A 20,841-nucleotide genomic window follows, 5' to 3' on the forward strand; every position below is an offset into this window, starting at 1 on the left:
GACACACATCAAGCCTGGTTTTCCTGATCGGTGAACAAATCGCTGAACAGCATGCTCGACAGGTAGCGCTCACCAGAGTCCGGCAGGATCACCACGATTGTCTTGCCCTGCATCTCCGGTTTCTCGGCCAAGCGTACCGCCACGGCCATCGCGGCGCCGCAGGAGATACCGCACAGAATCCCCTCTTCCTGCATCAGGCGCAGGGCCATGGCCTTGGATTCGTCGTCGGTCACCAGCTCCACGCGGTCAACCATCGACAGGTCGAGGTTCTTCGGCACAAAACCGGCGCCGATGCCCTGGATCTTGTGCGGACTGGGCTTGATCTCTTCGCCGGCCAGCGCCTGGGTAATCACCGGCGACACGATCGGCTCGACAGCCACCGACAGGATCGGCTTGCCCGCAATGTTCTTGATATAGCGCGAAACACCGGTGATGGTGCCGCCGGTGCCCACACCCGCCACCAGCACGTCCACAGCGCCATCGGTGTCGTTCCAGATTTCCGGACCGGTGGTTTTTTCATGGATCGCCGGGTTGGCCGGGTTTTCGAATTGGGCCGGCATAAAGTAGGTGGCCGGGTCGCTGGCAACGATTTCGCCGGCTTTTTCGATCGCGCCCTTCATGCCCTTGGCCGGCTCGGTCAGCACCAGTTCGGCGCCGAGGGCCTTGAGTACCTTGCGGCGCTCGATACTCATGGACGCTGGCATGGTCAGCAGCAACTTATAGCCACGGGCGGCGGCGACGAATGCCAGGCCGATGCCGGTGTTGCCGGAGGTGGGTTCGACAATGGTCATGCCCGGCTTGAGTTTGCCGGTGCTTTCAGCGTCCCAGATCATGTTTGCGCCAATGCGGCATTTCACCGAGTAGCCTGGGTTACGCCCTTCGATCTTGGCCAGGATGGTCACGCCACGCGGTGCGATCCGGTTGATCTGAACCAGGGGCGTGTTACCGATGGAGTGCGCGTTGTCTGCAAAGATGCGGCTCATGACGGGTCCTATGGGTCGATTCAAGGAAGGCCACAAGGGTATGCCTCGTGCCGCAAAGCGTCCAGTCGGAGGAACGTTGCGCCCTTCGCAAGAGTCCATCCCCTATACGGACAGAGGACCCTCCCCATGAAACGTCGCTACAGCTGGCCACTATGGACCGTCGCCGGATTGCTGGTGGTACTGGTTGCCTTGAGCATCGCCCTGCCCTACCTGGTGCGTAACTACTTGAATGACAAGCTCGCCAACATGGGCGACTACCGCGGCCACGTCACGGATGTAGACCTGGCCCTGTGGCGCGGCGCCTACAAGATCAACGGCCTGGAAATCATCAAGGTCGACGGCAAAGTGCCAGTACCGTTCGTCAAGGCGCCGCTGATCGACCTCGCGGTGAGCTGGCACTCGTTGTGGTACGACCATGCGGTGGTGGCCAGGGTGCGTTTTATCAACCCCGAGGTGAACTTCGTCGACGGCGGCGCCAACAAGCAGGCGTCCCAGACCGGTAAAGGCACCGACTGGCGCGAGCAGTTAAGCAAACTGGCGCCCATCACCCTCGACGAAGTGCGCATCGAAGACGGCAAGATCGCCTTCCACAACTTCAGCTCCAAACCACCGGTCAACATCAACGCCACCGCGGTCAACGCCAGTTTCTACAACCTGACCAACGTGGTCGACGTCAAAGGCAAGCGCGACGCCCGCTTCGAGGGCAAGGCGCTCCTTCAGGGCCAGGCGCCGCTGGAAGCCACCGCCACCTTCGACCCGCTGAGCAATTTCGAGAACTTCGAATTCCGTTTCCGCGCCAAAGACTTGCAGCTCAAGCGCATGAATGACTTCGCCTCGGCCTACGGCAAATTCGACTTCAAGGCCGGCACCGGTGACGTGGTGATCGAAGCCCAGGCGGAAAAAGGCCAGTTGACCGGCTATATCAAGCCGCTGCTGCGCGACGTCGAAGTGTTCGACTGGCAGCAGGACGTGGAAAACAAAGACAAGAACATCTTCCGCTCGATCTGGGAGGCGGTGGTCGGCGCCAGTGAAACCGTGCTGAAAAACCAGGCGAAAAACCAGTTCGCCACCCGCGTTGAACTCAGTGGCAGCGTGCACCAGCAAAATGTCAGCGCGTTTTCCGCGTTTTTGGCGATTTTGCGCAACGGCTTCATCCAGGCGTTCAATGCGCGCTATGAACAACCCAAGCCCTCGGGGGACTGAAGGTGACTGGTCATTCAGAGACTGAATAAGCCGCCTGCGTTCACAGTCGCCGGGGCTGCGCGGTATAGTCCGGGCATTGATGAATGCGAGGAAACACCGATGAAGTTCGAAGGCACCCAGGCCTATGTGGCTACCGATGACCTGAAACTGGCCGTCAACGCCGCGATCACCCTGGAACGGCCGTTGCTGGTCAAGGGCGAGCCCGGCACCGGCAAGACCATGCTCGCCGAGCAATTGGCCGAGTCCTTCGGTGCCAAACTGATCACCTGGCACATCAAGTCCACCACCAAGGCGCATCAGGGCCTGTACGAGTACGACGCGGTGAGTCGCCTGCGCGACTCGCAACTGGGTGTGGACAAGGTCCACGATGTGCGCAACTACCTGAAAAAGGGCAAGCTCTGGGAAGCGTTCGAATCCGAAGAGCGGGTGATCCTGCTGATCGATGAAATCGACAAGGCCGACATCGAGTTCCCCAACGACCTGCTGCAAGAACTCGACAAGATGGAGTTCTACGTCTACGAAATCGACGAGACCATCAAGGCCAAGAAACGCCCGATCATCATCATTACCTCCAACAACGAAAAAGAGCTGCCGGACGCCTTCCTGCGCCGCTGCTTCTTCCACTACATCGCCTTCCCCGACCGCACCACCCTGCAAAAGATCGTCGATGTGCACTACCCCGACATCAAGAAGGACTTGGTCAGCGAAGCGCTGGATGTGTTCTTCGACGTGCGCAAAGTGCCGGGCCTGAAGAAAAAACCCTCCACCTCCGAACTGGTGGACTGGCTCAAGCTGCTGATGGCCGACAACATCGGCGAAGCCGTGCTGCGCGAACGTGACCCGACCAAGGCCATCCCGCCGCTGGCCGGTGCGTTGGTGAAGAACGAGCAGGACGTGCAGTTGCTGGAGCGTCTGGCGTTCATGAGCCGTCGCGGTAACCGCTGATGCTGCTCAACCTGTTCAACGAGATGCGTGCCGCCAAGGTGCCGGTGTCGGTGCGCGAGCTGCTCGACCTGATCAACGCGCTGAAAATGCGCGTGACCTTCGCCGACATGGACGAGTTCTACTACTTGGCCCGGGCGATCCTGGTCAAGGATGAGCGGCATTTCGACAAGTTCGACCGGGCCTTCGGTGCGTATTTCAACGGCCTGGAAAAACTCGACGACCACCTGCAGGCGCTGATCCCCGAAGAGTGGCTGCGCAAGGAGTTCGAACGCTCGCTGACCGATGAGGAACGCGCGCAGATCCAGTCCCTTGGCGGCCTCGATAAGCTGATCGAAGCATTCAAGAAACGCCTGGAAGAACAGAAGGAACGTCACGCCGGCGGCAACAAATGGATCGGCACCGGCGGCACCAGCCCGTTCGGCTCCGGCGGCTACAACCCGGAAGGCATTCGCGTCGGCGATGCCGGCAAGCGCCAGGGCAAGGCCGTTAAAGTGTGGGACCAGCGCGAGTACAAGAACCTCGACGACCAGGTTGAACTGGGCACGCGTAACATCAAGATCGCCCTGCGTCGCCTGCGCAAATTTGCGCGCCAGGGTGCGGCGGAAGAGCTGGACATCGACGGCACCATCGACCACACCGCGCGTGACGCCGGGTTGCTGAATATCCAGATGCGCCCGGAGCGGCGCAACACCATCAAGCTGCTGCTGCTGTTCGACATCGGCGGCTCGATGGATGCACACGTGAAGATCTGCGAAGAGCTGTTCTCCGCGTGCAAGACCGAGTTCAAGCATTTGGAGTACTTCTACTTCCATAACTTCGTGTACGAATCGGTGTGGAAGAACAACCAGCGCCGCACCTCCGAGCGCACCTCAACCCAGCACCTGCTGCACAAGTACGGCGCGGATTACAAAGTGATCTTTATCGGCGATGCGTCGATGGCGCCGTATGAAATCACCCAGGCCGGCGGTAGCGTCGAGCATTGGAATGAGGAGCCGGGGTATGTGTGGATGCAGCGCTTCATGGCCAAGTACAAGAAGCTGATCTGGATTAACCCGTATCCGAAGGATACGTGGGGGTATACGGCGTCGACGGGGATTGTGCGGGAGTTGGTGGAGGATCAGATGTATCCGCTGACGTTGCGGGGGTTGGAAGAAGGGATGCGCTTTCTTTCCAAATAGGCGGTGATCTAAATGTGGGAGCGGGCTTGCTCGCGAAGGCGGTAGATCAGTCAAAATCTCTGTTAACTGATACTCCGTCTTCGCGAGCAAGCCCGCTCCCACATTTTGGAAAGCGGCGTTAGTTAAATCGGCGCAAATACTCGATGTGCTGCTGATGCGCAGTCTCCTGCACCACCGGCGCCAGCCGCACCTTCTCCCCCGGCAAACACTGCGCCAGCCGCGCCAGCGCCAATGGCGTCAACGCGCCCAAGCGCGGGTAACCGCCAATGGTCTGCCGGTCATTGAGCAACACAATCGGCTGCCCATCCGGCGGCACCTGGATCGCGCCCAACGGAATCCCCTCGGAGATCAGCGACGGCCCCTGATACTGCAACGGCGTGCCCAGCAGACGCATGCCCATGCGGTCGGCGCGGCTGTCCAGGGTCCATTCGGTGTTGAACGCATCGAACAGGCTTTGCCCACTGAACTGGCCGATCTGGGCACCGACGATCACGTCCAATGCAGTTTTGGCCAGGCCTGGATCATTCAGCACTTTCATTGCGCCGCCGACGCCGGAATACGCCAACCGCCCACCTTCGACCAGTGCCTTACCGAAACCGTCCACGCCGCCCAGTTCTTCACGCACAACGGTGGCGCAACTGCCCAGCACGTCCGGCGCATCAAACCCGCCCGGCGCCGCCAGATAGGCCCGCGCGCCATTGAATGGCTGGGTAAAACGCAAACGCTGGCCCTTTTGCAGGATAAAACTGCGGCCGGGGCTGATGGCACGTTCGTCGATGTAAGCACCCAAGTCCGCACCGGCCAGGGCCAGCAGGCAATAATCCTCGGCCTGCACGGTAAAGCCGCCCAGGGTGATTTCCACCACCGGCGCGTCCAGCGCATTGCCCAACAGCCAGTTGGCCCAGGACATCGACACCCAGTCCAGCGCCCCGCCCTGGGTCACGCCCAGGTGGCGCACGCCAAAACGGCCGGCGTCCTGCAACAGGCACAGCGGTGTGCTGGCCTCAATGATCAAGCGGCTCATGCCTGCGCCTCCAACGGCGTGTCATCGCCACCCAGTTTGATGAATTGCGCGTGATCGACAGGTTCGAAGCGTACCGTGTCGCCCGGTTGCATCAGGCTGTAGCCGTCGCGCTCACGGTCAAACAACCTGGCCGGGGTGCGGCCGATCAGGTTCCAGCCCCCCGGTGACACCACCGGGTAAGCGGCGGTTTGCCGTTCAGCGATGCCGACACTGCCGGCCGCCACGCGCTTGCGCGGGGTACTCAGGCGCGGCGCGGCAAGGATTTCATCCACCAGGCCCATAAAGGCAAAACCGGGGGCGAAGCCGAGGGCGAAGACTTGGTATTCGTGGGCGCTGTGGCGGCGGATCACGTCATCGACACTTAGCCCGCTGCGCTGGCTGAGCAGGCTCAGTTCGGGGCCGACGCTCAGGTCGTACCACACCGGCAGCACGTGGCACTGGCCGCTGCCCTGGGTGTGCGGCTGCAGGTCGGTCAGGGCCTGGTCGATCAATTCCCGTGCCTGGGCCGGGTTCAATGCGCCCAGGTCGTAATGCACCATCAAGGTGGTGTAGGACGGCACCAGGTCGACCAAAGCCGCGCCGAAACCGCTGCGCAAGCGCTGGGTGGCGGCGAGCATCCACGGCATGTTGGCTTCGGCGATTGCATCAAACAGACGCACCATCAGGCAGTCGATGGCCACCACTTCAATCCGTGGCTTCATGCTGGCTTCAATGCCTCGCGGATGCGCTGTACGGCGGCGATCGAGCTGGCGTTGTCGCCATGCACGCACAGCGTGTTGGCTTGCAGGACCAGCGAGCTGCCGTCGCTGGCGGTCAGCGCTTCCCCCCTGGAAATGGTCAAGGCTTGCTGCAGGATGGTGTCGGAATCGTGGTGCACGGCGCCGGGAAACTGCCGCGAGACCAGGTGGCCCTTATTGTCGTAGGCGCGGTCGGCAAAGGCTTCGAACCACAGGGTGACGCCATATTCATCGCCCAAGGCCTGCGCGGCGCTGTTGTCGCGGGTGGCGAGCAACATCAGCGGCAGGTCGCCGTAAGCCGCCACAGCCTGGATCACCGCGCGCAATTGCGCGGGCTTGGCCATCATGTCGTTGTACATCGCGCCGTGGGGCTTCACGTAGCTGACCCGCCCACCTTGCGCCCGGCAGATGCCGTCGAGGGCGCCGATCTGGTAGTGCAGCAGGTCCTGGATTTCCTGGGCGGTGTAGGCCATGGAGCGACGGCCGAAACCTTGCAGGTCCTGGTACGCCGGGTGCGCACCGACTTGCACGCCATGCTTGAGTGCCAGGCTGACGGTCTTGCGCATGATGCTCGGGTCGCCGGCATGGAAGCCGCACGCCACGTTGGCGCAATCAATGAACGGCATGACCTCGGCGTCCAGACCCATAGTCCAGTTGCCGAAGCTTTCGCCGATGTCGCAATTCAGAAGAAGGCGGCTCACGTTGGTCGCTCCTGTAGGCATTGTTATTTTGTAGTGTGGGATTTTTTACGCAGAACTCGCAACTTGTCATGACACCCCAACGGCGCTTATCGTGGAATAGCTCGATTTTTGGCGCTGGCCCGGTGCGGCGTCCAACTAATAAAAACCGATCCATGCATAAGAAAAAGTTGATCCCATGAATTTGAAGTTCCTCGAAACCTTCGTCTGGGTGGCCAAGCTCAAGAGTTTCCGCCTGACCGCCGAGAAGTTGTTCACCACCCAGGCGTCGATCTCCAGCCGCATCGCCGTGCTGGAAAGCGAGTTGGGGGTGAAGCTGTTTCTGCGCGACTCACGCGGCGTGAGCCTGACCCCGGAAGGCTTGAAGGTACTCGACTACGCCGAGCAGATGATGGTGACGATGCAGGGCCTGAAGCAGTCCCTGGAGACCACCAGCAGCAAGGTTGGGCGCATCCGCATCGGCGCGATGGACACGGTGATCCACACCTGGCTCAGCCCATTGGTCGCAGAACTGATGGACCACTTCCCGCTGGTAGAAATCGAGTTGGTCGCCGATACCGCGCTGAATCTCAGCGATCAGCTGCAAAAAGGCTTCCTCGACCTGATCCTGCAAACCGACCTGCTGCGCCTCGAAACCGTGCGCAGCCTGGAGCTGTGCAGCCACCCCATGGCGTGGATCGTCGCCAGCCAGTCGATCTACAACCGTGACTACGCCTCCCTCGCCGAACTGGCGCAGGAACGCATCATCACCTACTCGAAAAACTCCCATCCACACCAGGACGTGATCAGCCTGATGCAGGCCAACGGCGTGGCCGCGCCACGGATGAACTGCGTGAACTCGGTGTCGGCCATCACCCGTTTACTGCGCGACGGTTTTGGCATTGGCGCACTGCCGCCGGTGCTGGTCAGCGAAGAACTGGCGCGCGGCGAATTGGTGATGTTGCCGATGGCGCAGAAACTGCCGAACTTGCAGGTGGTGGTGTCGTGGCGCGTGGGGGTGGAGCTGGTGGAGGAGATTGTCGGGTTATGCCAGAAAGTAGTGGCGCGGTATGCCGAGGAAGTGGGTGAGGAGCGGATGGTGCTCGCTCACCCGTGAGGCTCAGAGCCCTTTGAGGTCCCGCTCTTCGATCGGCCGGCTCTGGCGCAGGCGCTTGCCGCCCAACACCACCCAGTCGATCAAACGGAACAGGCACTCCAGGCCGAACGACAACAGCATCGCCCCGCCCAACCCCCAGCCCATGGCCTCGGGCGTCAGCAGGATCTGGTAGCTGTAGCCGTTCCAGGTCTCCTGGCGGATATCCGGGTCCGCCGCCACAGCCACTTGCAGGGCGCGGATGTACCACGGGCCTTGCATGGCCTGGAATTGCTTGTCCAACGCCACCTGGCGGTCAAGCATGGCGCCCAGGCTGTTGGCGTCGCTCTGGAACACCGGGTCATCACTGGCGCGGTAATGCGCGACCAACGCCTTCAAGTCACCGTTGAAGAACTGCCGCGCAGTGTTTTCAAACCCGCTGAGGCCGGTCTGGGCCTCGATCAGGTGAGCTTCGACGCGCTTGGCGTAGTCGTTGATGAAGCCCGGCACTTGCACGCCGACCAACAGGCCAATGGCAAACAGCACCAACCGCAGATAACTGAGCAACATGGTCGATATCCTTACTCGGTGATGCCCTGGCTGACGCATTCACCGCGTCGCCACAGGCTCCATTGGCCCGGTTCGTAGCGGGTCCAGTTTTCGTTGTCGGTCAAAGGTTCGGTGGCGATCACGGTCACCACGTCATTGGGCGTGGTTTCGGCCTGAAAATCGACGATCACGTCGACATCTTTCAAGCGTGCCGGGCCAAACGGGGCGCGACGGGTGATTTGCGCCAGCTTGGTCGAGCAATAGCAAAACAGCCAGTCGCCGTCGCTGAGCAGGCAGTTGAACACGCCTTTGCTACGATATTCGGAGCAGGCGGCGATCAGGTCCGGCAGGACTTTTTCAATGTCCACCGGCTCCGGGAAGGCTTCGCGCACGCGGTTGAGCAGATCGCAAAAGGCCGCTTCGCTGTCGGTATCGCCCACCGGGCGGTAGAAAGTGGCGCGGGGATTGAAGTCGGCCAACTGGCCGTTATGCGCAAAGCACCAGTTGCGGCCCCACAGTTCGCGCACGAACGGGTGAGTATTGGCCAGGCTGACCTTGCCGACGTTGGCCTGGCGGATATGGCCTATCACCACTTCGCTTTTGATCGGGTAACGCTGCACCAGCAGCGCGACTTCCGATTCGCTGCTGGCGGCCGGGTCCTGGAACAGGCGCAGGCCACGACCCTCATAGAACGCAATGCCCCAACCGTCACGGTGGGGACCGGTGCGCCCACCGCGCTGCATCAGCCCGGTGAAGCTGAACACGATATCGGTGGGGACGTTGGCACTCATGCCCAATAATTCACACATGCCAGGGCTCTCGCAGCAGGGCGGACAACGTTAAAGGCGCGGTTCGACGCGCAGACCGCTCACGGGTGCAGGACGGCGCAAAGGCACGTCATCGTCGTCCTGATCCGGTTCGGCGGCCAGGGCGGCATCGGCAGCAGCCTTGCGCTCACGGCGGGCCTTGGCGGCGCGCTCGATGGGCCAGCGGATCAGCACAAAGACCAGGTACACGCCAAAGGCGATCATGCTGTACATGAACAGATCGGAAATGGCCCGCCAGGCGTTATTGCCGACCTTGAGCACCAGGTCCAGGGCGGTGATGGCCACGGCCGGCGCGAACTGGGTCTTGACCGGGTCGACGATGGTCGGGCTGAACAGCAACACCGCCATCAGCAACAGCAGCGGCTCGCGCAGCCAGCGCCAGATCCAGCGGGTCATGCGCCACCACACCAACAGGCAGCCCAAAGCGGCGAAGGCGTAAAGGCCCCAAGCGGTCAGATAGTCGTTCTCGGTCATGGTGTCCATGGCAAGGTTGGCAAACAGGCGGCTATGATAACGGCTTTTGCGTGTCGCGGCTGCAATGCCTGCCACCGTCCGCCTGATAGAGATTAATCCCATGCCTACATCGACCGCTCCGATCGCCCGCAAGGCCCAAGGCTCAGATCCGTACGCCTGGCTGCAAGAGCGCGACAGCGCTGAGGTGCTCGATTACCTCAAGGCCGAAAACGCCTGGCAGGAAGCGCAACTCGCCGATCAGGCAGCGCTGCGCGAAACCCTGTTCGAGGAGATCAAGGGCCGCATTCTCGAAACCGATCTGTCGCTGCCTTCGCCGTGGGGCCCGTATCTGTATTACACCCGCACCACCGCCGGTGACGAATACGCCCGCCACTACCGCTGCCGTCGCCCGGCCGACGACAGCAACCAGGTGGATGACAGCAGCGAAGAGTTGTTGCTGGACCCGAACGTGCTGGCCAATGGCGGTTTCTTCTCCCTCGGCGCGTTCAGCATCAGCCCCGACCACCAGCGCCTGGCCTACAGCCTCGACACCAGTGGTGAAGAGATCTACACCCTGTACGTGAAGGAATTGGCCACCGGCAAAGTCAGCGAACTGGCGTTTGAAAACTGCGACGGCAGCATGACCTGGGCGAATGACAGCCTGACCCTGTTCTTCGGCGAACTGGACGACACCCACCGCCCGCACAAACTGTATCGCTATCGCCTGGACGGCACCGCGGCGCAGGAAGTGTTCCATGAGCCGGACGGCCGTTTCTTCCTGCATTGCTACCGTTCCAGCTCCGAGCGCCAGTTGCTGCTGTCACTGGGCAGCAAGACCACCAGCGAAGTCTGGGCCCTGGACGCCGACCAGCCACACCTGGACTTCACCTGCCTGGCGCCACGGGTCGAGGATCATGAATACGATGTCGACCACGGCCAGCTGAATGGCGCGTGGACCTGGTTTATCCGCAGCAACCGCGATGGCATCAACTACGCGTTGTTCGTCGCGACCGACATTGGCGACGTACCGACCGAAGCTGAATGGCAGAACCTGATCCCGCACAGCGATGAGGTGATGCTCGACGGCGTGAGCCTGAACACCCACGCCATGACCCTGAGCCTGCGCATCGGTGGCCTGCCGGTGATCGAAGTGCACCCACAGGGCTTGCCGGCCTATCGCGTGGAATTGCCTGACGCCGCCTACAGCCTCTACGTACAGAACAGCCTGGAATTTGTCAGCGACAAGATCCGCCTGCGTTACGAAGCCCTGAACCGTCCGGCCCAGGTGCGTCAGCTGGAACTGGCCAGTGGCGCGCAACAGGTGCTCAAGGAAACCCCGGTACTCGGCGTGTTCAATGCCGACGATTACGTGAGCCAGCGCCTGTGGGCCACCTCGGCAGATGGCACTCAGGTGCCGATCAGCCTGGTGGTCAAGCGCGACCAGCTGGGTAAACCAACGCCTCTGTATCTGTACGGCTACGGCGCCTACGGTTCGAGCCTGGACCCGTGGTTCTCCCACGCACGCCTGAGCCTGCTGGACCGAGGCGTGGCGTTTGCCATCGCCCATGTGCGCGGCGGCGGTGAGCTGGGCGAGGCCTGGTATCGCAACGGCAAGCAGGAACACAAGCAGAACACCTTCAGCGACTTTATCGCCTGCGCCGAACACCTGATCGCCGAGGGCCTGACCACGTCCAAACAACTGGCCATCAGCGGCGGCAGTGCCGGCGGCTTGTTGATCGGCGCGGTGCTCAATCAGCGCCCGGCGCTGTTCCAGGCAGCGATTGCCGAAGTGCCGTTTGTCGACGTGCTCAACACCATGCTCGACCCGGAGCTGCCGCTGACCATCACCGAGTACGACGAGTGGGGCAACCCGGAAGAACCGGACGTCTACGAACGCATCAAGGCCTACGCGCCCTACGAAAACGTTCGCGCCCAGGCCTACCCGCACCTGCTGGTGATCGCCGGCTACAACGACAGCCGCGTGCAATATTGGGAAGCCGCCAAGTGGGTGGCCAAGCTGCGCGACACCAAGACCGACGACAACCTGCTGTTGCTCAAGACCGAACTGGGCGCCGGCCACGGTGGCATGAGCGGTCGTTACCAGGGATTACGTGACGTAGCACTCGAATATGGCTTTGTGTTCAAGGCGCTGGGGCTGATTTAAGGAACTTAGCGGGGCGGTTCTGTCTGAACACAGGACCGCCTACTGATTGATGGACCAAGATTGCAGCCATGGCACTACCGACGCTAATGAATACCGAAATCCGCGACATGCTCATGGATTGCGGCCTGTTCGACCCGCTGTTGCCGGAAGACTTTCACGTCGCCGCCGGCTATTTCAATATCAGCAGCATTGCCCGCGACGAGGTAATTTTCCTTGAGGGCGATGCTGGCACGTTCATGTGCATCCTCCACAGCGGCCAGGTGGCGGTGCAAAAAACCAACCACGATGGCCAACGCCTGACCATCGCCACCCTGCGCAGCGGCCGTGCCTTCGGCGAAATGGCGGTACTCGACGGCGAGCGCCGCTCGGCCAGTTGCATGGCGGCCAGTGACTGCGTGCTGTTGAACCTGGGCAAGGACTCCCTGGAAAAGATGCTCAACGAAGCGCCCAGGGTTGCCGCCAAGATCATCCGCGCGATTGCCATCGCCCTGTCCAAGCGACTGCGCATGGCCGACGGGCAATTACTTTCGCAACAGTTTTAGCCGCCCGGCGTCTTCGGCTTGCTGTCGTTTTGCAGCAGGCCCGGCACCGTCTGGTCCTTGGGTGGCGTGGGCAGCACGATGGGCACCAAGGGTGGCGAGCCGTTGGTCTTGGGCACGGCCGGTGGGGTGACTTGCGGGTACAACGTCGGCGTCGGGGTGCCCGGTGCGCCTGGCGTTGGGGCGGGCGCGACCGGTACGGTTTGCAACTCCTGAGCCTGCACCGCACCAGAGGCGAGCGCGCTCAACACAATGACCGTTAGAATGCTGCACTTCATCGATGGCTCCATGGCCTGACCGGAATGTCGTAAGGCTACTCCCAACCGCGCAAGAATGCCCTTCCCAATGAGATTTCCATGAAACGTTTCGTTCTGCTGGACACCACCCCGATCCCCGACAACGGCGGTGCCTTGTGCCTGTTCGAATACGGTGAAGATTTCGTCATCAAGATCCAGGGCGGTGACGGCGGCCAGCTGATGAACACGCGCATGCACGGTTCCGAAGATGCCTTGGCCGAGATCCCCTGCCGCAAAGTTGCCGGGCGTGCGGATTCACGGGTGTTGATCGGTGGCTTGGGCATGGGCTTTACCCTGGCGTCAGCGCTCAAGCACCTGGGCAAGACTGCCGAAGTGGTCGTTGCAGAACTGGTACCAGGCGTCGTGGAATGGAACCGTGGGCCACTGGGCGAAAAATCCGGCCGGCCGCTGCTGGACCCGCGCACGGTGATCCGCCTGGAAGACGTGGCCAAGGTGCTGCAAGCCGAGCCCCAGGGCTTTGACGCGATCATGCTGGACGTGGACAACGGCCCCGAAGGCCTCACGCAAAAGGCCAACAGTTGGCTCTACTCGGCCGGAGGCCTGGCGGCCTGCGCCAAGGCCCTGCGCCCCAAAGGCGTGCTGGCCGTGTGGTCGGCCAGCGCAGACAAGCTGTTCAGCGACAAACTGCGCAAGGCCGGTTTCAAGGCCGAGGAAGTGCAGGTATTCGCCCATGGCAACAAGGGCACCCGACACACCATCTGGATTGCGCAGAAGCTGTGATCGGCTAACGCAGGGAGTTGCGGTAATCGATCACGTACGGGACTTTTTTGTCGAAGGTTTTTTCCAGCTCGTTACGGTCGAGTTGGGTCATGCCGCCCAGTTGATGGGCGTTGAAACCGCTGTCGCCGACCTGTGAGCCCGGCGCCAGGCTGACCATACGCTTGGCCACGGCCTCAATGGCGTCCTTGTAGCCACCCTTCTTGTTCAGGTTGTACTTGCCCAGGTCAATTTGAGTGCGCAGCCAATTGCCCCAGTAGAACTCCAGGAACTCCGGCGCGATCTCGCCCGCCTCGGGCTTGCCATACGCGGCCTTGCGGGTGAAATACACCAGGCTGCGGAAGGTGTCGTCCTGCAGGTTCTTGAAGCCCAGGTGCGCCGGCAATTGCTCGGGCGGCAGGGTCTGGCCTTGATTGTCCTTGAGCCAGACCTTGCGCGCGGCCTGCATGCGCTGCCAGAAGTTGGCCAGGGTGGGGCTGTTGCTGAAGTCGTCGGTGACCTTGACCCACATGTTCAGGCGAGGCCCGCCGCCGGGCACTTCCCACAAGGTGGTGAAGCTGTGGTGACCGTCGGTCAGGTACAACTGGCCGCCGGGGCCGACTACTACGGTTTTCATGTCGTCGGGATGGGTGCCCACCGGGTCCTTGCAGGTGAAGCTCGCCGGTATGTGAAGGTCCGCGCCCTTGGGCACGTTGTCGGCTTCGCCCTGGCCGTTGGTTTCGCAGTATTCATCGAAGACCTTGGCGGGTTTGTCGGCGAACAGGCCGAGGCTGTAGTAAATCTGGTCGAAACCCACCACGGCCTGGGTCGGGTGCAATTGGTCGAGGGCCACCTCGATCACCTGGCCGGGCTGGGGTGTCGAGAACGCTTGGGCTTGGGCCGTGAGCCCACACAACAACAGTGCAACAGTCCATGAATGCAGACGCATGAGTTTCAGTCCTTATGAGTAAAGTGAAGCGGTTATTTGCAACGCGAGCGGCTAGAATCAAACCTATCCGTGAACCCCAAAATAACCAGGAGCCATGATGAGCTCGACCAACCCGCCCTCCCACACCGCCAAGCTGGACCGCATCCTTGCCGATGCCCAGCGCGACCGGGAAATGGGCTACCGCGATAAAGCCTTGAAAATGTACCCCCACGTGTGCGGCCGCTGCGCCCGTGAGTTCGCCGGCAAACGCCTGAGCGAACTGACCGTACACCATCGAAACCACAATCATGATGACAATCCCCAGGACGGTTCGAACTGGGAGTTGCTGTGCCTGTATTGCCATGACAACGAACACTCGCGGTATACCGACCAGCAGTACTTCGGCGAAGGCTCCACCAGCAGCCCGACGATTGCCAAGGCCACGCACAACCCGTTTGCGGCGTTGGCGGGGTTGATGAAGAAGGACGACTGAAACCGTCGCTGACTGTGCCGGCCTCTTCGCAGGCAAGTCGAATCGTCGCACCGCAGCTCCCACAATTGGAATGCATTCCCCTGTGGGAGCCGGGCTTGCCCGCGATAGCGATATCCCAGACAACACCGCACCCTGCCTAATCCCCGTATAATCGCCGTTTTTCTCCAAGGCACCCTTCCCCGTGGGCAATAAACGCTACAGCTGCATCGGTTTGTATAACCCCAAATCCCCCGAAAACGTCGGTTCGGTCATGCGTGCCGCCGGCTGCTACGGCGTGGCCTCGGTGTTCTACACCGGCGTGCGTTACGAGCGCGCGCGGGACTTCATCACCGACACCAAGAAAGTCCACCACGACATTCCGCTGATCGGCATCGATGACCTGAAAAAGATCCTGCCCCTGGGCTGCATCCCCGTCGCCGTGGAACTGGTAGAAGGCGCTCGCCCCCTGCCCGAATACACCCATCCGGACCGCGCGCTGTACATCTTTGGTCCGGAAGACGGGTCGCTGGACAAAGAGATCCGCGACTGGTGCGAAGACGTGGTCTACATCCCGACCACCGGTTGCATGAACCTCGCCGCCACCGTCAACGTGGTGCTCTACGACCGCCTGGCCAAGGGCAACAACACCCGCTCGGGCCCCAAGTACTGATCTTTTGGGAACATCCGACGCCTGCGGGCAGTCAGCTACTTATCAATAGCCCTCGTTGGAGACAGATCATGAGCGACAGCAAAACTTTGCGACCTATCATCGAACACACGCCTTTCGAGACTCAGCCCACACAGAACGTGCACGGCTGGGAGCGCATCGGCTCGGTGGCCGGTGGCGTGATGATGGTGGGCAAAGGCCTGCGCCGTGGCGGGATTTTCGGCTTGATCCAGGTGGCGATCGGCGGTGTAGCGCTGGCCCGTGGCTTTACCGGGCACAGCTCGCTCAAGGACAAGCTGGAACAGGGTCGCCAGGAAATGAATACCGTGCGCACGAAGATCGAACGCGCCGGGGCCGAGCTGAAGAACCTGAAGACCAAGGCCGAAGTGGCGGCCGAGAAGGCCACCAAAACCACCGGCTAACGCAGCAGCTTGTTGTCCAGCACCACCGACGACTCGCCAATGATACTTTCAGCCAATTGCACGAACTCCGCGGTGGTGATGCTGTTGGCCCGCATCACCGCCTGCGCGAGGTCATCCAGCGAGCGCTTGTTATGCGTCTTTACGCGAATCTCGCGATCCAGCTCCTGCAACACCACCACCGCCCTTGACACCGTCGCACCGCTGACGTGTTCGCCGCGCAGGCTGGTCACGTCTTTGCCTTCCTTGTTCAATCGCGCCTGTATCGCCTGATACCGTTCGTCGGTGATGCCACCTGCCCGACGCACCAGCTCGATGGCGTAGTACTCGGCCAGGCCCTCGCCGATCCAGTCACTGGTGTCGTGGTCATTGAAACGCCCAATCGCCTGCACCACTTCGCGAATCAACGGGCTGCTGCCGTTTTCGCTGACCAGCGGCGTGCGGCTGTTGAGGTAGACCGAATCCCGCGCCGAGAACGCGCCACGGCGCATCGGGTCACTGGCGCCCACCACCAGCAGCTTGGCCGGATGGCGCGGGAAGGCCGCTTCCACTTGCGGCCAGACGAAGGTCAGCAATGTCAGCACATCCATGCGGCGCATGGCCTGGCCCTTGGGCGAAGCCACGGTGACTTCCGTCTCGCCCAGGCGCACGCGGCGGCTGCCGAGGTTGCCGGCGAGCATCCAGCCGGTGGGCCGGTCGAACAGGCGGGAGACGTTATCGATGCGGAATTTGTTCTTGCCGATGCGCGGCCAAGCGGTTTCAACGCTTTTCCAGCCGGCCGGCAGTTCGAACACCAGGCGCGAGACCAACTCGACGCCGTCCTGCTGGTCGAGCCGCGCGGTCGGCACCAAGTCTTCGCCGCGAAACAACGCCCAGCCCGGCGTCATCCGCGCTTCATAGAGACCGGCCTTGCGTGCATGGGTGAGGCGTACGCGGTAAGTCAGGCTGGCCTTGTTGGCGCTGGGTTGCCACAGGCCACGATGCTCGGTGATGCTCCACTGGCCGTCGGCCTTGAAATCGCTGTAGTCACCGTCGGGGCCGAGGTCGAAGTTCAAGCTGCGCACCGCCGAGCCTTGGGAAAGGCTCACCCGCACCTCGGCCTGATCACTCTGGGGCAACAGTTTGACGTGATAATCCAGGTCGACTTTCTTCGCGCACCACGCCGATGTACTCAGCGCCAGCAACACCACAGATGCCGCCAGCTTGATTGCCCCCCTCATACCCACTCCTTGTCAGCCCGCGCGGAAAATCAGGTAATCCTCCCAGTCATCCTCAGGCACGCTGCCTTCGCTGAGCATGCGCCCGGACTGGGAAATGCGTTCGTGGTGCACGGCATCGCGGTCGCCGCAGACCAGGTGGTGCCACAGTGGCAGGTCCTTGCGTTCGCTGACCAGGCGATAGCCGCAGGTGGGCGGCAACCATTTGAACTGGTCGGCCTGGCCCGGCGTGAGCTGGATGCAGTCCGGCACCGAGGCGCGACGGTTGGGGTAGTCGGTGCACTGGCAGGTTTTCAGGTCGAGCAGTTTGCAGGCGATCCGCGTGTAATAGACGCTGTTGTCGTCTTCATCCTCAAGCTTTTGCAGGCAGCACAGGCCACAGCCGTCGCACAACGACTCCCACTCCTCCTGGTCGAGGTGTTCAAGGGTTTTGCGTATCCAGAAAGGTTCGACTTTGGCGGCCATGGCTCTACATCGGTATCGGTAGGTGAAAAGGCCGCCAGTCTAGTGCCCAAGGCCCCTGGGGCCAAGCGCTTACGACTGGCGGTGTAACAACACTTGTCAGTCTAGTGGCCGCGCAGTAGTTTTGAGCGCCGAATTGACGATCAGGAACTGCTCCATGACACGTGTTGCCGATTATCCGATCCACACCCAGTTCACCGACCGTTGGTCGCCCCGCGCCTTCACCGGCGAGAACATTGACCAGGAAACCCTGCTGAGCTTCTTCGAAGCCGCGCGCTGGGCGCCGTCCGCCTACAACTCGCAGCCATGGCGCTTTCTCTACGCGCGCCGCGACACGCCGGACTGGGAGCGTTTCCTGGGCTTGCTGAATGAATTCAACCGCAACTGGGCGCAGCATGCGTCGGCCCTGGTGATCATCGCCTCGAAAACCGACTTCACCGCCCCCGGCGCCAGCGAAGAAACCCCGGCGCTCTGGCACACCTTCGACACCGGCTCGGCCTGGGGCCACCTGGCGCTGCAAGCCAGCCTCAGCGGTTGGCACACCCACGGCATGGCCGGTTTCGATCAGGAACTGACCCGCAAAGAGCTGAAAATCCCGGAAGGTTATGCCCTGCATGCCGCTGTTGCGGTTGGCAAGCTGGGGGACAAGTCGAGCTTGCCGGAGTACCTGCAGGGTCGTGAAGCGCCGAGCCCACGTCGTCCGTTGAGCGAGTTGGTCTCGGAAGGTGATTTCAGCCTGTAATGCCAAGAGGAGCCGGCATGCCGGCTCCTCTGCTATCAGTAACCGCGCTCGAAATCCACGCTCCCGCGCAAGTCTTGCTTGGCCTGATACGCCCGCACATTTTGCACGAACAGCTCTACCATCAATGCCGGTGACGTCGGCGCCGAACTGTGACCCGTCAGCAGAAGGCCCCACGCCGTCCAGAACGGATGACGTTGCGGCAACGGTTCCTGGCGGCACACATCAATCACCGCACCGGCCAGATGCCCTTCTTTCAAGGCCTCGACCAGGTCGGCGTCCACTACCGACACACCACGGCCGACGTTGATAAACAACCCGGTCGGCTTGAATTGCTTGAACAGCGCCGCGTCGTACAGATCATGGGTGCTTGGCGTGTTAGGCAGCAGGTTGATTACGTAGTCCACCTCACCCACCAGGCGACCCAGGGCTTCAAGCCCGGCCACTTCGATAAACGGCGCCTGTTCCCGAGTGGAACTGGCGATGCCGTACAGCTTCACGCCGAAGGGCACCAGGAACTCGGCAACACTCTGGCCGATGTCGCCGGTGCCGACGATCAGCACCTTGCGCCCCGCCAGGCTCTGGCCCATGCGGTTATCCCATTTGCGCTCGACCTGGCTGACCAGGCGCGCCAACACTTCGCGTTCATGGCCGAGCATATAGGTGAGCACGAATTCGGCCATGACCTGGCCATAAATACCCACTGCACGGGTCAGGCGATAGTCGCGTGGCAAACCTTCAGCCAGCAGCGGCGTAATGCCGGCCCAGGTCGATTGCAGCCATTGCGGCTGATGGCCTTGGCGCAGCAGCGTCGCCAGCAAGTCCGGCTGGCCCAGCCAGACCGGGCAATCGGCGGCCAGGCGCGACAGTTCGGCCGAGTCGCCGCTGGTCAGCACTTCAAGGTCCGGTGCCGCTTCGCCGAGCAATTGGGCGTAGAGCGGGTGATCCTGTTCAGCAATCAGAACACGCATGCATAAAACCTTTCAAAACAGAACGGACGGCTGCCCGCATCCTTACGGCCACCGCCCACTTATACGATTCCATTGAAGCACGTGCCCCGGACGGAGCACGGGTCGATCACATCGGGTCGTTGCGACGCAGCAGCTCTTCGGGCAAGTGTTCGATGTACTCGTCCTCGGGTGGCGGCATTTGCAGGTGGTAACCCTGTTTGTCGAGGTTTTCCAACACCTGCACGATGTCTTCCTGTTGCAGCTTGCGCTCAGGCGTCAGCACCAGGTTGAACGCGTGTACCGGCTTGCCGAATACGGTGAGCAGGCCTTCAGGCACGCGCTCAAGGGCATCGCTTTTCAGGACATAAAGGTACATGCCGGCGCGTTTAGGGCTGCGATAGATGGAGCAGATACGTTTCAAGGCTGTTCTCCGGCGGAGGCCAGGCTGTCGAGCAGCGCCTGGCCCATCAACTCGCGGCGCCAGCCACGCAGCGAGTCTGGCAATTTATAAGGCCCATCGGGGTAGCCACTTTTGACCAGGGCTTCGAGGGTTTTCTTGCGCAGCATCAGTTCCGGCGCCATCTCCAGGCGTTCGGCTTCAGCTTGGCCAAGGGCACGCAATTGCTTGATCAGTGCGGCGGCATCCACCGGCAACGGTTCGGCAACGGCAGGCGGCCATTGGTCCATCGACACGCTGCCGGCACGTTTGATCAGGTCCAGCAGGAACTGGCCGTCCTGACGCACGGTGCGCGGGTGCATGTCTTCGATCTTGCCCAGGGCGGCGAGGTTATCCGGCTGGGATTTGGCCAGGGGCCACAATGAGTGTTCGCGAATGATGCGGTTGCGCGGCAGGTCACGGGCGCGGGCCTGCTGCTCGCGCCAGGCGCAGAGTTCACGCAGCACGGCGAGTTGGGCGCGGGACAGTTTCCAGGCCAGCTTGGCGTCGCGATACACCTCGTACGGGTCGACTTCGCGGCGCAGGTTGGCGACCAACTCCGCGCCGTCTTCCAGCACCCAGGCGTACTTGTCGTCCGACAGTTGCGGACGCAGGCGCGTGTAAACCTCGGCCAAGTGCACCGCGTCTTCGGCGGCGTAGCTGACTTGCGTCTCGGACAACGGCCGCTGCAGCCAGTCGGAACGGGTCTCGCCTTTGGGCAGCTCGATATCCAGCACGGCTTGCACCAGGCGCGAGTAGCCCATGGAGAAACCAAGATTCAGGTAAGCGGCGGCCAATTGGGTGTCGAACAATGGCACGGGCAGGCTGCCGGTCAAGCGCAGCAACACTTCGAGGTCTTCGCTGCAGGCATGCACCACCTTGATCACCGCCGGGTTCTCCAGCAAGGCGGCCAAGGGTTGCCAGTTGTCGATGGTCAGGGGATCGATCAGGTAAGCGCGTACGCCATCACCAATCTGGATCAGCCCGGCAATGGGATAAAAGGTGTCGACCCGCATGAATTCGGTGTCGAGGGCGACGAATGGCAACTGCTGCCATTCGGCGCAATGCTGGCCGAGGCTATCGTTGTCGCAGATCCAGTGAATATCGATGGCCACACGGCTCTCCCTTGAAGAATGGCGCGCAGTATATATCGCGAAAGGGGCTAG

At 61.7% G+C, this 20,841-nt stretch carries 25 protein-coding genes; 11 read left to right on the forward strand and 14 right to left on the reverse strand.

Going from position 1 to position 20,841, the window contains the following annotated elements; all coding sequences use genetic code 11:
* Positions 1 to 8: 8 nt before the first annotated feature.
* Positions 9 to 983 carry a cysteine synthase A gene (cysK, locus tag HX823_RS21415; RefSeq protein ID WP_177076537.1) on the reverse strand — a complete coding sequence of 325 codons (975 nt, stop codon included), beginning with the start codon at positions 981 to 983 and terminating at the stop codon, positions 9 to 11.
* A 126-nt stretch (positions 984 to 1,109) separates the two neighbouring features.
* On the opposite strand from cysK, the gene HX823_RS21420 reads away from it, so the two are divergent.
* From HX823_RS21420 to HX823_RS21430, 3 genes are all read left to right on the forward strand, one after another.
* On the forward strand, positions 1,110 to 2,186 hold the full coding sequence (locus HX823_RS21420) for a DUF748 domain-containing protein (protein WP_177076539.1): 1,077 nt from the start codon (positions 1,110 to 1,112) through the stop codon (positions 2,184 to 2,186).
* 99 nt (positions 2,187 to 2,285) lie between these two features.
* Positions 2,286 to 3,131, forward strand: a complete 846-nt coding sequence (locus HX823_RS21425; RefSeq protein WP_003210690.1) for a MoxR family ATPase — start codon at positions 2,286 to 2,288, stop codon at positions 3,129 to 3,131.
* Complete coding sequence (locus tag HX823_RS21430) at positions 3,131 to 4,309, forward strand: VWA domain-containing protein (protein WP_177076541.1); 1,179 nt, start codon at positions 3,131 to 3,133, stop codon at positions 4,307 to 4,309. Before HX823_RS21425 ends, HX823_RS21430 begins: the two co-directional genes overlap by 1 nt.
* A 118-nt stretch (positions 4,310 to 4,427) precedes the next feature.
* Here HX823_RS21430 and HX823_RS21435 read toward each other — a convergent pair whose 3' ends face one another.
* From HX823_RS21435 to HX823_RS21445, 3 genes are read right to left on the reverse strand one after another with little or no spacing between them, the layout of a single operon-like run.
* A complete protein-coding gene (locus tag HX823_RS21435) occupies positions 4,428 to 5,333 on the reverse strand; it encodes a biotin-dependent carboxyltransferase family protein (RefSeq protein ID WP_177076543.1) in 906 nt (301 codons plus the stop codon).
* Positions 5,330 to 6,034 carry a 5-oxoprolinase subunit PxpB gene (pxpB, locus tag HX823_RS21440; RefSeq protein WP_177076554.1) on the reverse strand — a complete coding sequence of 235 codons (705 nt, stop codon included), beginning with the start codon at positions 6,032 to 6,034 and terminating at the stop codon, positions 5,330 to 5,332. The genes HX823_RS21435 and pxpB overlap by 4 nt, the downstream gene beginning before the upstream one ends.
* On the reverse strand, positions 6,031 to 6,771 hold the full coding sequence (locus HX823_RS21445; protein WP_177076555.1) for a 5-oxoprolinase subunit PxpA: 741 nt from the start codon (positions 6,769 to 6,771) through the stop codon (positions 6,031 to 6,033). Before HX823_RS21445 ends, pxpB begins: the two co-directional genes overlap by 4 nt.
* Positions 6,772 to 6,946: 175 nt before the next feature.
* Here HX823_RS21445 and HX823_RS21450 point away from each other — a divergent pair, with 175 nt between their 5' ends.
* Positions 6,947 to 7,864: a LysR family transcriptional regulator gene (locus HX823_RS21450; RefSeq protein ID WP_038846225.1), complete on the forward strand. Its 918-nt coding sequence runs from the start codon at positions 6,947 to 6,949 to the stop codon at positions 7,862 to 7,864.
* Between the two features lie 3 nt (positions 7,865 to 7,867).
* Here the strand turns inward: HX823_RS21450 and HX823_RS21455 are convergent, their stop codons facing one another.
* Genes HX823_RS21455 through HX823_RS21465 form a run of 3 tightly spaced genes read right to left on the reverse strand, consistent with a single transcriptional unit; the run spans position 7,868 to position 9,765 of the window.
* Positions 7,868 to 8,410: a DUF2937 family protein gene (locus HX823_RS21455; protein WP_016975238.1), complete on the reverse strand. Its 543-nt coding sequence runs from the start codon at positions 8,408 to 8,410 to the stop codon at positions 7,868 to 7,870.
* Between the two features lie 11 nt (positions 8,411 to 8,421).
* Positions 8,422 to 9,198, reverse strand: coding sequence for a class II glutamine amidotransferase (locus tag HX823_RS21460; protein WP_016975237.1), 777 nt, complete (start codon positions 9,196 to 9,198; stop codon positions 8,422 to 8,424).
* A gap of 30 nt (positions 9,199 to 9,228) precedes the next feature.
* On the reverse strand, positions 9,229 to 9,765 hold the full coding sequence (locus HX823_RS21465) for a hypothetical protein (protein ID WP_038846227.1): 537 nt from the start codon (positions 9,763 to 9,765) through the stop codon (positions 9,229 to 9,231).
* 25 nt (positions 9,766 to 9,790) lie between these two features.
* Between HX823_RS21465 and HX823_RS21470 the strand changes: the two genes are divergently transcribed.
* Positions 9,791 to 11,833, forward strand: coding sequence for a S9 family peptidase (locus HX823_RS21470; RefSeq protein WP_177076557.1), 2,043 nt, complete (start codon positions 9,791 to 9,793; stop codon positions 11,831 to 11,833).
* 68 nt (positions 11,834 to 11,901) lie between these two features.
* Positions 11,902 to 12,375 (forward strand): cyclic nucleotide-binding domain-containing protein, encoded by a 474-nt coding sequence (locus tag HX823_RS21475; protein WP_016975234.1) that lies wholly within the window; start codon positions 11,902 to 11,904, stop codon positions 12,373 to 12,375.
* Here the strand turns inward: HX823_RS21475 and HX823_RS21480 are convergent.
* Positions 12,372 to 12,650 (reverse strand): hypothetical protein, encoded by a 279-nt coding sequence (locus tag HX823_RS21480; protein WP_038846232.1) that lies wholly within the window; start codon positions 12,648 to 12,650, stop codon positions 12,372 to 12,374. The two genes, HX823_RS21475 and HX823_RS21480, sit on opposite strands and share 4 nt — an antisense overlap.
* A 78-nt stretch (positions 12,651 to 12,728) precedes the next feature.
* Here HX823_RS21480 and HX823_RS21485 point away from each other — a divergent pair, with 78 nt between their 5' ends.
* The gene (locus HX823_RS21485) at positions 12,729 to 13,409 is read left to right on the forward strand and encodes a spermidine synthase (protein WP_038846233.1); all 681 of its coding nucleotides are present in this window, start codon (positions 12,729 to 12,731) and stop codon (positions 13,407 to 13,409) included.
* A gap of 4 nt (positions 13,410 to 13,413) precedes the next feature.
* Here HX823_RS21485 and HX823_RS21490 read toward each other — a convergent pair whose 3' ends face one another.
* Entirely contained in the window at positions 13,414 to 14,334 is a 921-nt protein-coding gene (locus tag HX823_RS21490; protein WP_177076559.1) for a ParB/Srx family N-terminal domain-containing protein, read from the reverse strand.
* A 97-nt stretch (positions 14,335 to 14,431) separates the two neighbouring features.
* Here HX823_RS21490 and HX823_RS21495 point away from each other — a divergent pair, with 97 nt between their 5' ends.
* The 3 genes from HX823_RS21495 (at position 14,432) to HX823_RS21505 (ending at position 15,874) form a co-directional block, all read left to right on the forward strand.
* Positions 14,432 to 14,806, forward strand: coding sequence for a YajD family HNH nuclease (locus HX823_RS21495; protein WP_003210675.1), 375 nt, complete (start codon positions 14,432 to 14,434; stop codon positions 14,804 to 14,806).
* Between the two features lie 181 nt (positions 14,807 to 14,987).
* Positions 14,988 to 15,455 (forward strand): RNA methyltransferase, encoded by a 468-nt coding sequence (locus HX823_RS21500; RefSeq protein ID WP_003189607.1) that lies wholly within the window; start codon positions 14,988 to 14,990, stop codon positions 15,453 to 15,455.
* Positions 15,456 to 15,523: 68 nt separating this feature from the next.
* A complete protein-coding gene (locus tag HX823_RS21505; RefSeq protein WP_033902602.1) occupies positions 15,524 to 15,874 on the forward strand; it encodes a DUF2892 domain-containing protein in 351 nt (116 codons plus the stop codon).
* On the opposite strand, the gene HX823_RS21510 is transcribed toward HX823_RS21505, so the two are convergent.
* Positions 15,871 to 17,091: a hypothetical protein gene (locus tag HX823_RS21510; protein ID WP_177076561.1), complete on the reverse strand. Its 1,221-nt coding sequence runs from the start codon at positions 17,089 to 17,091 to the stop codon at positions 15,871 to 15,873. The two genes, HX823_RS21505 and HX823_RS21510, sit on opposite strands and share 4 nt — an antisense overlap.
* Positions 17,092 to 17,103: 12 nt before the next feature.
* Entirely contained in the window at positions 17,104 to 17,553 is a 450-nt protein-coding gene (locus HX823_RS21515) for a YcgN family cysteine cluster protein (RefSeq protein WP_003172524.1), read from the reverse strand.
* Positions 17,554 to 17,707: 154 nt separating this feature from the next.
* Here HX823_RS21515 and HX823_RS21520 point away from each other — a divergent pair, with 154 nt between their 5' ends.
* Entirely contained in the window at positions 17,708 to 18,292 is a 585-nt protein-coding gene (locus HX823_RS21520; RefSeq protein WP_177076563.1) for a nitroreductase family protein, read from the forward strand.
* Positions 18,293 to 18,327: 35 nt separating this feature from the next.
* Here the strand turns inward: HX823_RS21520 and HX823_RS21525 are convergent, their stop codons facing one another.
* From HX823_RS21525 to rnd, 3 genes are all read right to left on the reverse strand, one after another.
* Positions 18,328 to 19,260, reverse strand: a complete 933-nt coding sequence (locus HX823_RS21525) for a D-2-hydroxyacid dehydrogenase (RefSeq protein WP_177076565.1) — start codon at positions 19,258 to 19,260, stop codon at positions 18,328 to 18,330.
* 106 nt (positions 19,261 to 19,366) lie between these two features.
* Positions 19,367 to 19,660 (reverse strand): YcgL domain-containing protein, encoded by a 294-nt coding sequence (locus tag HX823_RS21530; protein WP_033902606.1) that lies wholly within the window; start codon positions 19,658 to 19,660, stop codon positions 19,367 to 19,369.
* Positions 19,657 to 20,790, reverse strand: a complete 1,134-nt coding sequence (gene rnd / locus HX823_RS21535; protein WP_038846244.1) for a ribonuclease D — start codon at positions 20,788 to 20,790, stop codon at positions 19,657 to 19,659. Before rnd ends, HX823_RS21530 begins: the two co-directional genes overlap by 4 nt.
* Between the last annotated feature and the right edge of the window lie 51 nt (positions 20,791 to 20,841).

This window comes from Pseudomonas sp. P7759 (genome assembly GCF_013386445.1).
Taxonomy (GTDB): Bacteria; Pseudomonadota; Gammaproteobacteria; order Pseudomonadales; family Pseudomonadaceae; genus Aquipseudomonas; species Aquipseudomonas azotoformans_A.